Annotated in this window: 11 protein-coding genes; 2 read left to right on the top strand and 9 right to left on the bottom strand. The window is 62.9% G+C overall.

What is annotated here, in order from left to right; all coding sequences use genetic code 11:
- Positions 1-82 precede the first annotated feature (82 nt).
- From AB4Y31_RS22780 to AB4Y31_RS22760, 5 genes are all read right to left on the bottom strand, one after another.
- On the bottom strand, positions 83-1,024 hold the full coding sequence (locus AB4Y31_RS22780) for a sugar ABC transporter substrate-binding protein (protein WP_368675896.1): 942 nt from the start codon (positions 1,022-1,024) through the stop codon (positions 83-85).
- A gap of 117 nt (positions 1,025-1,141) precedes the next feature.
- Positions 1,142-2,173 (bottom strand): ABC transporter permease, encoded by a 1,032-nt coding sequence (locus tag AB4Y31_RS22775; RefSeq protein ID WP_219909846.1) that lies wholly within the window; start codon positions 2,171-2,173, stop codon positions 1,142-1,144.
- Between the two features lie 70 nt (positions 2,174-2,243).
- Complete coding sequence (locus AB4Y31_RS22770) at positions 2,244-3,041, bottom strand: GolD/DthD family dehydrogenase (protein WP_368675895.1); 798 nt, start codon at positions 3,039-3,041, stop codon at positions 2,244-2,246.
- A 44-nt stretch (positions 3,042-3,085) separates the two neighbouring features.
- The gene (locus AB4Y31_RS22765; RefSeq protein ID WP_368675894.1) at positions 3,086-4,066 is read right to left on the bottom strand and encodes a transketolase family protein; all 981 of its coding nucleotides are present in this window, start codon (positions 4,064-4,066) and stop codon (positions 3,086-3,088) included.
- A complete protein-coding gene (locus AB4Y31_RS22760) occupies positions 4,059-4,898 on the bottom strand; it encodes a transketolase (RefSeq protein ID WP_368675893.1) in 840 nt (279 codons plus the stop codon). Before AB4Y31_RS22760 ends, AB4Y31_RS22765 begins: the two co-directional genes overlap by 8 nt.
- 278 nt (positions 4,899-5,176) lie before the next feature.
- On the opposite strand from AB4Y31_RS22760, the gene AB4Y31_RS22755 reads away from it, so the two are divergent.
- Positions 5,177-5,953, top strand: coding sequence for a DeoR/GlpR family DNA-binding transcription regulator (locus tag AB4Y31_RS22755; protein ID WP_018444033.1), 777 nt, complete (start codon positions 5,177-5,179; stop codon positions 5,951-5,953).
- On the opposite strand, the gene AB4Y31_RS22750 is transcribed toward AB4Y31_RS22755, so the two are convergent.
- From AB4Y31_RS22750 to hmgA, 4 genes are all read right to left on the bottom strand, one after another.
- Complete coding sequence (locus AB4Y31_RS22750; RefSeq protein WP_368675892.1) at positions 5,925-8,039, bottom strand: xanthine dehydrogenase family protein molybdopterin-binding subunit; 2,115 nt, start codon at positions 8,037-8,039, stop codon at positions 5,925-5,927. The genes AB4Y31_RS22755 and AB4Y31_RS22750 overlap by 29 nt on opposite strands.
- Entirely contained in the window at positions 8,036-9,043 is a 1,008-nt protein-coding gene (locus AB4Y31_RS22745; protein WP_368675891.1) for a xanthine dehydrogenase family protein subunit M, read from the bottom strand. The genes AB4Y31_RS22750 and AB4Y31_RS22745 overlap by 4 nt, the downstream gene beginning before the upstream one ends.
- Positions 9,040-9,552 carry a (2Fe-2S)-binding protein gene (locus AB4Y31_RS22740; RefSeq protein WP_368675890.1) on the bottom strand — a complete coding sequence of 171 codons (513 nt, stop codon included), beginning with the start codon at positions 9,550-9,552 and terminating at the stop codon, positions 9,040-9,042. Before AB4Y31_RS22740 ends, AB4Y31_RS22745 begins: the two co-directional genes overlap by 4 nt.
- 198 nt (positions 9,553-9,750) lie before the next feature.
- A complete protein-coding gene (hmgA, locus tag AB4Y31_RS22735) occupies positions 9,751-11,085 on the bottom strand; it encodes a homogentisate 1,2-dioxygenase (protein ID WP_368675889.1) in 1,335 nt (444 codons plus the stop codon).
- Between the two features lie 28 nt (positions 11,086-11,113).
- On the opposite strand from hmgA, the gene AB4Y31_RS22730 reads away from it, so the two are divergent.
- The gene (locus AB4Y31_RS22730) at positions 11,114-12,997 is read left to right on the top strand and encodes an ATP-binding cassette domain-containing protein (protein WP_368675888.1); all 1,884 of its coding nucleotides are present in this window, start codon (positions 11,114-11,116) and stop codon (positions 12,995-12,997) included.
- Positions 12,998-13,074 lie beyond the last annotated feature (77 nt).

Genomic DNA, 13,074 nt, shown 5'->3' with positions numbered 1-13,074 from the left:
GGCTCCGTGTCGGCGGGACGGACTCGGCGCGCTGGCCGGTTGTCGTCCCGTGTCTCGTTCGTCTGCGCGCTTCGTTTTCGATTCAGGGGTGCTGAGCAATGAACGGCGCGACGTTCGCTTTTGTCGTCAGCGTGGCAGGCAGCAGTTGCTGCGCCGGCACAGGCTTCTTCGCGATGAGGGCGAGCGCCGAGTCGACGGCCATGCGTCCCATCCGTTGCGTCTGCTGCGTCATCGTCACGTCGATCACGCCATCGCGCACCGCCTTCAAACCGGCCACGTCTCCGTCGAAGCCCGCGATCAGCACTTTATGACCGACGTTCGAGACCTTGACGGCTTGCGCGGCGCCGAGCGCCATGGCGTCGGCATGGCCGAAGATCACGTCGATATCGGGAGTCCGCTGCAGCATGTCCTGCGCGACCGCGAAGCCCTTGTCCTGGGCCCAGTCGGCGGGTTGACGCGTCACGACCTTGGCGCCGGGATCCGTGGAAATCGCCTTCGTGAAGCCCTTTTCACGCGCGAGCTCGGGCGTCGTGCCGAGTTGTCCCTGCAACTCCGCGATGTTCGCATGGCCCTTCGTCTGCTTGATGATCCATTCGCCGAGCGCTTGTGCCGCGGCTTCGCTGTCCGTGGCAATGAAGGTGTCGCCCGGCGCATCGGGCGGATTGCGGTCCACCGCGATCACCGGAATGCCGGCCGCCTTCGCCGCGCGCACGGGCACGCCCGCGGCCGTCGCCCCAGCCGGGATATAGATGAGCGCATCGATCTTGCGCGTCAGGAGATCCTGGATCTGATTGACCTGGGTCGCTGCATCGCCCTTCGCATCGACCGTGATCACATTGACGCCCTTTTGCTTTCCGTACGATTCGACCGACTGCTTGATCTGATTGAAGAAATCGGCCTGCAGGTTGGCGACGGCAAGACCGACCGTAACCGTGCCCGCGGCGGAAGCATTCGGCGCGGCGAACGCGAACCCGAGTGAAGCCGCGATGGCGAGCAGCGAGGAACAGGCAAAACGTCGATTCATGAATGTCTCCTGGTTATAGTGCCTATAGTGTCGAGCCGCGTGGAATTCATACTCGTGCGCGTTGCGGCAACGGCGCGTGGTGGGGTTCGGTGCGCTTCGTGATCGGTTGCTCGTGCATCAAGACGCGTTGCGACGACGCAGCGTATCGGCACCAACGGCCAGCACGATCACCATGCCGATCACGATCTGCTGAACGAACGGCGAGACGCCGATCAGGTTGAGTCCATTGCGCAAGACGCCGATCGTCAGCACGCCGACGGCCGTGCCGACGACCGTGCCCGTGCCGCCGGCGAGACTCGCTCCGCCAATGACCACGGCGGCGATCGTGTCTAGCTCGTAGCCGGTTCCGGCGCTCGGCTGCGACGAATCGAGGCGGCTCGCGAGCACGACCGCCGCAAGTCCGGCGAGCGCGCCGCAAAGCGTATAGACCGCGAGCGTCGTGGCACGCACCTTGATACCGGCAAGGCGCGCCACTTCGGCGCTGCCGCCGATCGCATAGAGACTGCGTCCCGCCGCGCGGTATTTCAGGATGACGAAGCCGAGGATCATGAGCGCGACGAAGAGCCCGACCGTCGCCGATAGAAAGCCGAAGTGCCGCACGATTGAGAGCGCGGTGAACCAGTCCGGATAGCCGACGATCTGCTCGCCGTTCGTGATGAGATTCGCGAGTCCTCGCGCGACCGACATCATGGCGAGCGTCGCGATGAAAGCCGGCAACCGCAAGACGATGATGAGAAGCCCCGACGCGAGTCCGCATAGCGCAGCCACGGCAATGCTCGCGGGAATCGCGACGGCGAACGGCAAACCGGCGTTGTTCGAGAGCCAGCCCATCACCATCATGCCGAGCGCGAGCACCGAGCCGACCGACAGATCGATACCCCCGATGATGATGACCGCGGTCATCCCGAGCGCCATGATGCCGAGCACCGTGATCTGATCGAGCACGTTCAGCAAATTGCGCAGCGACAAAAACGACGGCGTCATCAGAGAGATCGCCACGCAAAGCAGAATGAGACTGATCAACGGCCCCTGCTCGAGCAGCACGCTGAGCCATGCGCGGCGCGCGAAGCTCGCCGCCGCGGCGGTGGCGTCGGAACGTGCCGATTGCCCGTTCGGCAATTCAACGCTGTTTTCAATGGACTTGCTCACGAATCGCCTCCTCGTCTTCCGTATTGCGCATGCACGACTCGCGCATACCCGTGGGGAACGACGCTCTGCCTCAGCAGATCGTGTATCCCCCGTCGATCATCAGGTCCGCGCCCGTGATCATGTCGGCGCCATTCGATGCGAGAAACAGGATGGCCGCGGCGATTTCGTCCGTATAGGCAAAACGTCCCGCCGGGATCAGATCCTTCATGCGCTCGCCCTTCTCCCCTTCCCAGGCGGCCGCGCCCATGGGCGTCAGGACGACGGTCGGCGAAACGGTGTTGACGGTAATGCCTCGGCGGCTCCATTCCTTGGCCAGCACTTTCGTCATGCCGATCAAGCCGGCCTTCGCCGATGTGTAGGCGCAATGCTGATCGATCGCAACCGTCGCAGCCTGCGATGCGATGTTGATGATCTTTGCGCGGTGGCCGCGCGCGAAGACATGCCGCGCGAAGTGCTTGGAGCAAAGGAACGGACCCGTCAGATTGACGTCGATCTGTCTGTGCCATTCTTCGATCGTGATGTCCTCGGCCGGCGTCAGCGTGATCGTGCCGGCCGCGTTGACGAGCAGATGCAGGTCGCCGAAGTGCGCGGCTGCCGCGTCGATCGCCGCGGCGACGTCGGCCTCATTGCCGACGTCGCACGGAAAGGCTGCCGCATGCGCAGAACCGAGCGTCTCGATCGCATCGGCCACCCTGCCTTCCTCGAAGCGGGGATAAAGAATGGCGATGCGCGCACCTTTGCCGATCAACGCCTCGTTCGTCGCCATCGCGATGCCGCCGAGACCGCCGGTGATGACGACCGTCTTGCCGTCGAGCCGAAAATCGAAATCGACGCCGTGGCGCAACGTCATGTCGTACTGGGTTGCCATATTTCGTCTCCTGAATCTTGTGTGGGTATCGGTGTTGCGCGTGTCTATGCCGTCGCGATCGGCATGCCGATCATTTCGGCCACCGCGCGCTCGATACCTTGCGCATCGATGCCATAGTGGCGGCGAATGCCGGCACGCGTGCCGTAGTGCGCAAATTCGCCTTCGGTCACGCCGAGCATTCGCAGACGCCGCGCAACGCCGCGCTTGGCCAGCTGCACGGCAATCAGTGCGCCGATGCCGCCATGCAGCGAGTGCTCCTCGACCGTCACGATGTCGTCGTGCTCGCCCAAGATGTCGGTGAGCAGATCCGTGTCGAGCGGCCGGATCGATGAGAGGTTCACGAGCGTCGGCGCGATTCCTCTGGCGTCGAGCGCTTCGCATGCGGCAAACGCCTCACCGACGACGGATCCCAGCGCGACGATGGCCACGCGTCGGCCGCCTGACTCTTCGCTCGCGCGCCCTCGCAGCAGCACGTCGGGCTTGCCGGCTTCGAAGACATGGTCGGGCTCGTGCAAGATCGGAAACTTTGCATTGTCGAGCCGGATGTAGACCGGGCCATCGACGCTCGCGGCATAGCGCACCATCTGCGCAGCCTCGAGCGCGTCGCACGGCGCCAAGATCTGGACATTGCCGAGGCCGCTCATGATCGAGACGTCGTCGATCGCATGGTGCGTCGACGCGAGCGGCCCATACGCGACACCCGCATTTAAGCCCAGCATTTTGACGTTGGTCCGGCTGTAGCAGACATCGTTCTTGACCTGCTCGTTCGCGCGTGCGACGAGAAACGGAGCCGCATTCGCCGTGAAGACTACATGCCCTCCAAGTGCGAGGCCGGCAGCCATGCCGACCATATTCTGCTCGGCGATGCCGACGTTGATGACACGGTCTTCATAGCGTTGCTGGAACGAGGCGATCTTCGAGGTGGAGGTCGAATCGCTGACCATGACGATCAGATCGGTGCCGCCGTCGGCGAGCTCGGTGAGCGCACCGACGACGCCGTCGCGCAAGTCTGCCGGTTCATGCATGATCGAGTTCCTTTAACGCGAGCGCGAGCTCGTCTTCATTCGGGTACTTGTGGTGCCACGCCGCAACGTTCTCCATGAACGAGACGCCGCGCCCCTTGATGGTCTGCGCGATTACCGCCTTCGGCTTTCCGTTTTGGAAATCGAAGCTTTCCATGAGTTTCGCCAATCCGAGCGGATCGTTGCCGTCGGTCTCGTGAACCTCCATGCCGAAAGCCGCGAACTTTTCGTGGAGCGGCTCGATGTCCATGATGTTCTTTGTCGCATCGGCCAACTGAAGGTGGTTGCGGTCGACGATCACAACGAGGTTGTCGAGCCGGAAATGGCTCGCCGCCATCGCGGCTTCCCAATTCGAGCCCTCTTCCAGCTCGCCGTCGCCCGTCAGCACGAACACGCGGCCGGCTTCGCCTTGTTGCGTCCGGCGGCGTTTCGCGAGCGCAAGTCCGGCCGAGATCGACATGCCGTGGCCAAGCGCGCCGGTGTTCACCGTCACGTACTCGGGAAGCTTTTCGCGGACCGGATGCCCCGGCAGGCGCGAATGGTCGCGCAGATAGCCGGAAAGCTCTTCGTCCCGCAACCAGCCGAGTTCGGCGAAGCAGCAGTAGAGGCCGCCCACGCCATGCCCTTTGCTCAACACGAACTGGTCGTGCCAGACGAGCGGACTCGCGCGGTAACGCATCACACGGAAATAGAGCGCAACGAGAATATCGACCTCCGACATGTCGCCGCCCGTGTGACCGCTCTTTGCCGTCGCGTTCATGACGCAGATGCGCTTGCGGATCGCGCGGGCGCGTGCCTTGAGGTCACGCTCGGCGAGGAGGAATGGATTTTCCATCGACTTTCTCTTAGTTTCTCTTGAGTTGTTTTTAGTTTCTTCCGCAAGCAGACGGAAGTCAACGACTTCTCGCGGTTTTTTGGCCAGGGAATACCCCTAGTCACGAGAAGAAGGCGATCTCACGGCCGGCCCGCGCGACAACAACCAACGGCTAGCGCACCGGCCTGACTTTCCAAAAAGAAAGTCGAGCTATAATCGATCGAAACCATGCGCAAGGTGGGCTTGCGAGGGCGGCCGGGGAACGAAGCAGCCCCACGAGCTAGATCGGAAACCAAGAGATGGACCAGAAAACCCGTTGGGAAAATATTTACGCGAGCGTGCGCGACATGAAGGCGGTCAAGCTGTCGGACCTCGCGCGAAGTTTCAACGTATCGATGCCGACGATCCGCAAGGATGTCGATGCCCTCGAGCGCGACGGACTCGTCGAGCGCGTGCATGGGCTCGTGCGTCTCAAGACGCTGTCGTACATGTTCGACGGCACGGGAATGAGCCATCTGCAGCCGACCGCCGCGAAAGTGTGGATCGGCGCGAAAGCGGCGACGCTCGTCGCCAACGGCGACTCGATGATTCTCGATTGCGGCGCGACGACGACGGAGATGGCAAAGAACCTGGTCGGCCGCCAGCACCTGCGCATCGTCACTAACGCGCTCAACATTGCGATGTTGCTGGGCAACGAGCCGTCGAACCGCGTGATGCTGACGGGCGGTCAATTCATGCCGGAGACGTTGGCCGTTTCCGGAGAAAAAGCATCGGCGTTCTTCGAAGGCATGTTCGTCGACAAGCTCTTCCTTGCGGCCGGCGGCGTCTCCAAGGAAGGCGGAATCTCGTATCCCGACTTTATCGACCTGCACGTGAAGAGCGGCATGATCGGCGCCGCGCGGCACGTCTATCTGCTCGCCGATTCCGAGAAGTTCGGCCGCCGCGAATTCGCGACGTTCGGCGCAATGGAGCGTGTGCACACGGTGGTGACCGATCGCGGGCTCGCGCCCGAATATCGCGAGTGGCTTCGCGGTCTCGGCATCGAAGTCATCTTTGCAGAGGCTCCAGGCGAATAGGCAGCTTCCTCACGCGCACGCCGATCGCGTCATAAACGGCCGCGGCGACGGCGGCATCGACGCCCGTGGCGCCGAGCTCGCCAATGCCGCGCGCGCCGATGGCGCTTGCATGCGGGTCGTATTCGTCGACAAAGTGAATCGTGATATCGGTTGGAATGTCCGCGTTGACCGGTATCACCACATTCGAAAGATTCTTTGCAAGCCAGCCGCCGTGGTTCGGCTCCTGAGTGCTTCCCTCCATCGTCGCTTTGCCCCAGCCCCAGATGATCGCGCCCGTCATTTGGCTTCGAGCCGTCTTCGGATTGATGATTCGTCCCACCGAATAGGCGCCGACGGCGCGGCGCAAGCGCACGAGACCGAGATCGGGATCCACACCGACTTCGACGAAAATTGCACCCCAGGTTCGCATCGCGTGCGGCGTATCCGCGCCGTCCGCGTTGAACGGCGCGCCGCCGGGCAAAGTGAAGTGACCCGATGCCGATAGCTCTTCGAGCCCGGCAGCGCGCAAGATCGCACCCGGATCGTCGCCCGCCCCCAGCGCCGCGAGCTTGGTCTTGATCTCCCGGCATGCCAGTGCGACAGCGCTGCCCGTGCCGACCGTGGCGCTCGATCCGTAAACCGGCCCACCGGGATGCAGCCGCGTATCGCCCCATACGATCGAAACCCTCTCCACGGGCAAGCCGAGTTCGCTCGCGGCGATCTGGCAGAACACGGTCTGTGTGCCCGTGCCGATATCGTGCGTATTGGCTTCGATGATCGCGGAACCGTCGGCCTTCAATCGAACGAGCGCGCCGCCAGGGAAGCGATAATTGCCCATCGAACAGGTGGCCATGCCATGACCGATCTGCCACGGGCCCTCCTCGCGCGGCCGTTGATGGCGCGTACGCCAACCGTAAAGGCGCGCCCCGGCGTCGTACGCTTCGCGCAGCTTCTTCGATGACCACGGTTTGCCCGTCAGCGGATCGACTTCGGCATAGTTCTTGAGCCGAAGGTCGAGAGGATCCATGCCGAGTTGCTCCGCCAACTCGTTCATCGCGCTTTCGAGCGCCCAGAGACCCGGCCCTTCGACAGGCGCCCGCATGGGCGTCGGGACATTGATGTGGATGCGCTTGATGAGCTGTCTTGTACGAATGGCGGGGCAAGCATAAAGCGACTTGCTGCCTTCGCTCGACGGTTCGACATGCGTATCGGCGATGGCCGTCGAGTTGACGATCTCATGATCGATGGCGGTCAACGCGCCATCGTCGCGCGCGCCCAGACTCACGTGCTGGAGCATCCAAGGCTGATAGCCGACGCACGCATATTGGTCTTGGCGGCGCAAATGCAGCTTCACGGGCCGACCGGCGATACGCGCGCAGGCCGCGGCCAGGATCTGATGCGGCCAGACATATCCCTTGGAGCCAAAGCCGCCGCCCGTGTGCGGCGCGATGACGCGGATATCGGCGGCATCGATGCCCAACGCCGCCGCCACGACCGGCGGTACGTTCGCGCCGGCCTGCACCGCATCCCAGAGCGTCAGCTTACCGTCCTCGAACTGAGCGACGGTCCCGGACGTTTCCATTGCATTGTGGTGTCGGTCAGGCTGTTCGTACGATTGCCTCACCACGAACTTCGACTCCGCGAGACTGGTGTCGACATGGCCCATGTCGAGGTCTTCGCCAAGCATGCGCGGCGAGGGTGCCGCTTCGTTCTTGCCCGCGCCGAGACCGATCGGCGGTTGCGGCGCACATCGGACTTTGACCGCGGCTCGCGCTTCTTCGGCGGCGTCGATCGATTCCGCCAGCACGATGGCAACGGGCTCGCCCTGAAAGCGAATCTCGTCGTGTTGCATCGGCATGCTGAGGACAGCCGCCGGCGGGCCGATTTCGCCAAAGCGCGGCATGTCTTTCGCCGTGAGCACACGCACGACGCCAGGAACGGCAAGCGCGGCATCCACGTCGATGCCGGCAACCCGGCCGGCGGCGATCGGGGCGCCGACGATCACTGCGTGCAGCGTGCCCTTCGGCGTGTGATCGGCGGCGTATTTCGCTCGCCCCGTGACTTTGGCGATGCCTTCGACGCGCGGTACGGGAGTTCCGATGCTCATGATTTACCTGCAGCCGTGAGAATGGCCCGGACCGCGGCGTTGCGCGCGAGCTTCACCTTGAAGCCGTTTTCCGCGAGTGGCCGTGCATCTTTCATTGCCGTGTCGATCGCACTGGCGAGCGTCTTTGCGTCGAGCGATTGACCGACGAGCGCGGTCTCGGCGGCGGGAATCCGCCACGGGCGTTGCGCCACGCTGCCCAACGCGATCGAGACGCGCTCGATGACGTCGCCGCTCGTCTTGATCACGGCCGCGGCGGACACGAGCGCGTATTCGTAACTGGCTCTTTCACGTACCTTGACGTAGGCGGAGCGACTGCCAGCATGAAGCGGAATCCGAAACGCGACGATCATTTCGTCGTCGGCGAGACGCGTCTCATGGCGCGCCGCGTCCCCGCGGGCCGCCGCCTCCTCCTGGGTAAGATGGAACTCGGTCATGGCCAACGAGCGCGAGCCGTTCGCGCCGGCGATCTCCACTTGCGCATCGAGGCAGGCAAGGGCTACGGCCGGATCCGAGGGTTGAACGGCCACGCACTCGTCAGTCCATCCGAAAATGGCTTGACGATCGTTGACGCCGTTGCGGGCGGCGCACCCTGTGTTCGGCTCGCGCTTGTTGCACGGCCATGGCAGCGGTGTTTCGGCGCGAAAATAGGCGCAGCGCGTTTTCTGCAACACGTTTCCGCCCAGCGTGGCACGGTTGCGCACTTGCGGCGACGCCGCCTGGAGGCAGGCTTGCGCGAGTGTATTGCCATGAGTCGCGACGAGCGGATGCGCGCCGATCGCATTGAGGTTCGCGAGGGCGCCGATGACCAGATGATCGGATTCGATCGCAATGGTGTCGAGATCTCGGATGCCACCAATGTCGACGAGTTGCGGCGGCGCCGCTATCCCGAGCCGCATCCAGTTCAGCAGTTCGGTTCCGCCCGCGATGATGGCCGCATGCTTCGCGGCGATCGTCGCGAGGCAATCCTCGACGGTTGCACTTCGCTCGTAGCCGAAGTCGTTCATTCGGGGTTCTCCATGCGTCTGGCTGCATCGAGAACGGCGGCCGTAATCTGCGGATAGCACGAGCAGCGGCAGAGGTTACCGCTCATCCATTCGCGCACCGTGGCTTCATCGACGGCATGACCCTCGGCGATACAGGCAACAGCCGAAACGATCTGCCCCGGCGTGCAGTAACCGCATTGAAAGGCGTCGTGATCGATGAACGCTTCCTGCACGGGATGCAGACGGCCGTCCGGGCCGGCGATGCCTTCGACAGTCGTGACATCGGCGCCTTCGCACTGCACGACGAGCGTTAGACAGCTATTCATGCGCTTGCCGTCGATCAGCACCGTACACGTCCCGCACGCGCCTTCGTTACAGCCTTTCTTCGTGCCGGTGAGACCCGCCTCTTCGCGTAGCCAGTCGAGCAGCGTGACGCGCGGGTGGACAGTGGCGGTGTACGGCTGCTTGTTGACGCGGAGCGCGACAGTGTCACGCTGCCTCGATTGCGCACCCGTGGAATGATCGGCCATTGGCTGCCTCGCTTCGAAGGAGAGCAACGGCTCGAAGTATAGGAGACAAAAGCGCGAGGGGAAGGACCGCGCCGATCATGTCGGGGAAGTGGCGATTTTCGACTGATGAATCGAAGTCACTTGCGAGCCGCGCACCGGCTCTTGCGAGTTGCGTTCAGCGTGGCCCGTCGAACGTCGCGCGTCAGTCGGAAACCGTGCTCATCGTTGGTGTGGATCGAAATGCTTTTTGATGCCCTGCCAGCATTCGAAGTAGTTCGCCTGCAACTGCGCGGTATCGAGCGCAAAGCGCGTCGGCCGGATCAGCGTGCGGGTCTCGAACATGAACGCCATCGTCTCAGCGACCTTTTGCGGCTTCGTCGTATCGCTTGCTGATGCCTTCTCGTACGTGTCAGCGTCCGGGCCGTGGCCCGACATGCAGTTGTGCAGGCTCGCGCCGCCGGGCATGAAGCCTTCGGCCTTCGCATCGTAGACGCCGTGAACGAGGCCCATGAATTCGCTCGCGACATTGCGGTGGAACCAGGGCGGCCGGAATGTATTCTCTGCCGCGAGCCAGCGAGGCGGGAAGATGACGAAGTCGATGGTGTCGACACCCGGCGTATCGCTTTGCGCCTGCAATACGAGAAAGATCGACGGGTCGGGATGATCGTAGCTGATCGAGCCGATCGTATTGAAAAGACGCAAGTCGTACTTGTACGGCGCATAGTTGCCGTGCCAGGCGACCACGTCGAGCGGGGAGTGATCGATATCGGCACGCCAGAGCAGGCCATTCAGCTTCGCGACGAGTTCGAAGTCACCCTCGCGATCCTCGTAGGCCGCGTGCGGCGTGAGAAAGTCGCGCGGGTTGGCAAGACCGTTCGAGCCGATCGGGCCAAGGTCGGGCAGCCGCAGCAGCGCGCCGAAGTTCTCACAGATGTAGCCGCGCGCCTTACCGTCCGGCAACTCGACTGTGAAGCGCACGCCGCGCGGAATCACCGCGATCTCGAACGGTTCGACGTCGTGGCGGCCCAGTTCGGTTGCGATATGAAGGCGTCCCGATTGCGGGACGATCAGCAGCTCGCCGTCGGCGCTGTAGAAGAAGCGGTCGCGCATCGAGCGGTTCGCCGCGTAGAGGTGGATTGCGCAGCCGTTCATCGCGGCGGCTGAGCCGTTGCCCGCCATCGTGACCCAGCCTTCGACGAAGTCGGTCGGCTCGACCGGCATCGGCAACGGATCCCAGCGCAATTGGTTCGGCGGCGTCGGCGGCACATCCACCGAATCCGCAAAGTTCGATACGAGCCGCTGCGGCCCCTCGAATCGCTCGAACGGGCGGTGCACCGCAGCCGGACGGATTCGGTATAGCCACGAGCGGCGGTTGTGAGCGCGAGGCGCGGTGAACGCGGTGCCGGACAGCTGCTCCGTGTAAAGGCCATACGGCGCACGTTGCGGTGAGTTGCGGCCGTGCGGCAACGCGCCCGGCAGCGCTTCGGTCGCGAACTCGTTGGCGAAGCCGCTCTGGTAGCCGGCCGTCGACGGTTTGGACAGGTCGAGCGTCATCTCTGGCTCCTCCGCGCTGATTTACGAGGTGTACAACTCGCAAATCATACGTGATTGTTCGCTACCCTTGGCCTGCCCTCCCCCGGTCGGACTCTCTGTCATCGATGTAGCGGACATCCGAGCCTCCCCTCGGGGTAATTCCGTCCGATTTTCGCAGCGAATCATCTCTTGCCTACTGCGGCGATTTTATTGTCGCCAGCCCTGTGCAGATCGCGCAGGCAAAGATCGTCTTGAAGAAAAGGCCATGTCGCTGATCGCCAACATCCGTCTGTTGAGGAGCGTCATCCAGCCCAACACCGTCCGAGTTGGCATTTATGTGGCGGTTTGCGCTACGACCGCAAGCGTGTTTCTCGCGTTTCAGCCCTTCGTCTTGGCGCGCGCAACAGTTGCCGTGATGCAAGCGAGCGGGCTCGCGCCAATCCTCGGCGCTTACGTGAGCATTGGCTTGGCCAGCGGCATATGCTCGGCCACTGCGAACTATTTTGCATTGCGCTCGCGCGAGAGAATCGGTGGGGATGTCGCGTTTGCGACACTGGCCGCGCTTCTCCGCCCAGACCGGTCATTCTGGCGCTATTCCATCAGCGATTTGATGCATGCCTTCGACAAAGGCCGAGACGCTGCTCATGCAATCGTCTCGGACTTATTCATCGATGTTGGGCCTTACCTGGCGGGCCTGCTGGTTGCCGTTTCATTCGTCGCAGCGCAGGTGAGCTGGCCGGCTGCAATCATCATTTTATCGACGGCGGTCATCTTTATCGCTTGGAATCTTCATGAAATGCGAATCGAATACGCACTGGGCAAATCCTTCGACGAGGCGCAACGCGGCATTCTCGTGAACATCGCAACGGCGCACGAACTGGGCGAAGTCGTGCGCAGCTACGGGACGGAGACCTTTCTGACCAGTCAGTTGCGCAACCAGCTCGACGAATTCGAGGGCCAGGTCCGTCGACACGCCCGCCACTATTTCGCCAAACACGTCCGGCTCGAAATCGTTCGTTGGCTCGGCCTCGTTGCCACGATTGCCGTCTATCTATCCGGGTTTGGTACAAGCACACCGGTTGAAGGCGCTGAGAGCGTAGGAGGACTGGTAGCGCTGATACTCGCCTATTTCCAACTGATCGCGCCGATCGTCAATCTCTCGCGTTCGGCGGAGCGCCTTACGCGCTCGTCGGCAAGCATGGAAGTTGCGGCGAACGTTCTGCGGGATGCTCATGGCGAGCGACCACCGGCTGCACCTTCCCGCGTGCCGGTAAAAACCTTCGAATTTCACGGCGTCATAACGATGAACGGCGATCGACCCCTTGGTGAACCGCGATCGGCGGCATGGCAACGAGGCGACGTCGTGGTATTTCAAGGACCGAGCGGCATTGGAAAGTCAACGCTGGCCCGCACCCTGGCAGGGCTCGTTCCCGCGGCAAAGGGTACCGTGATTGCGGACGGCAAACCTTATCCCCTGCCGATGAGTAGTCGCGAACTACGTCGGCATACGCTCTATGTGCCGCAAGTCGACTATGTTTTCGCCGGGACGGTCGCCGACAACATACGTTTAGGCGATTCCGCGATCTCGGACGAAGCGATCGACGATGCCGCCCGGCGGTTGGGCATATCGGAGATGCTGGCGGCGCGAGGCCTTACGCTATCGGCCCGCATCAACGACAGGGGCGCGGACTGGTCCGGCGGCGAGCGGCGCCGAATCGCGCTCGCGCGGGCATTCGTTCGCGAGGCTGGTGTGCTGATTCTCGACGAACCGACCACAAACCTTGATCGGGGTTCGGCAAAATCGATTCTTGCCGCGTTCCGCGAACGGTTCAATCACTCGATACTGGTCATCATCTCTCACGATGATGTCGCGGAATCAACCGACAAGCTACTGACGTGGCGAGATGCAAAGCCCGTGCAGACTACCGATTGAAATCAGCAAAGCGGTCCTCTGATCGCTCAGCATAACCAAGAGGTTGGGCGCTCGGACACAGGCCGCGCACGGACGCA

Source organism: Trinickia sp. EG282A (assembly GCF_040965455.1).
Classification (GTDB): Bacteria; Pseudomonadota; Gammaproteobacteria; order Burkholderiales; family Burkholderiaceae; genus Trinickia; species Trinickia symbiotica.
This window is presented reverse-complemented; position numbering and strand designations above follow the sequence as displayed.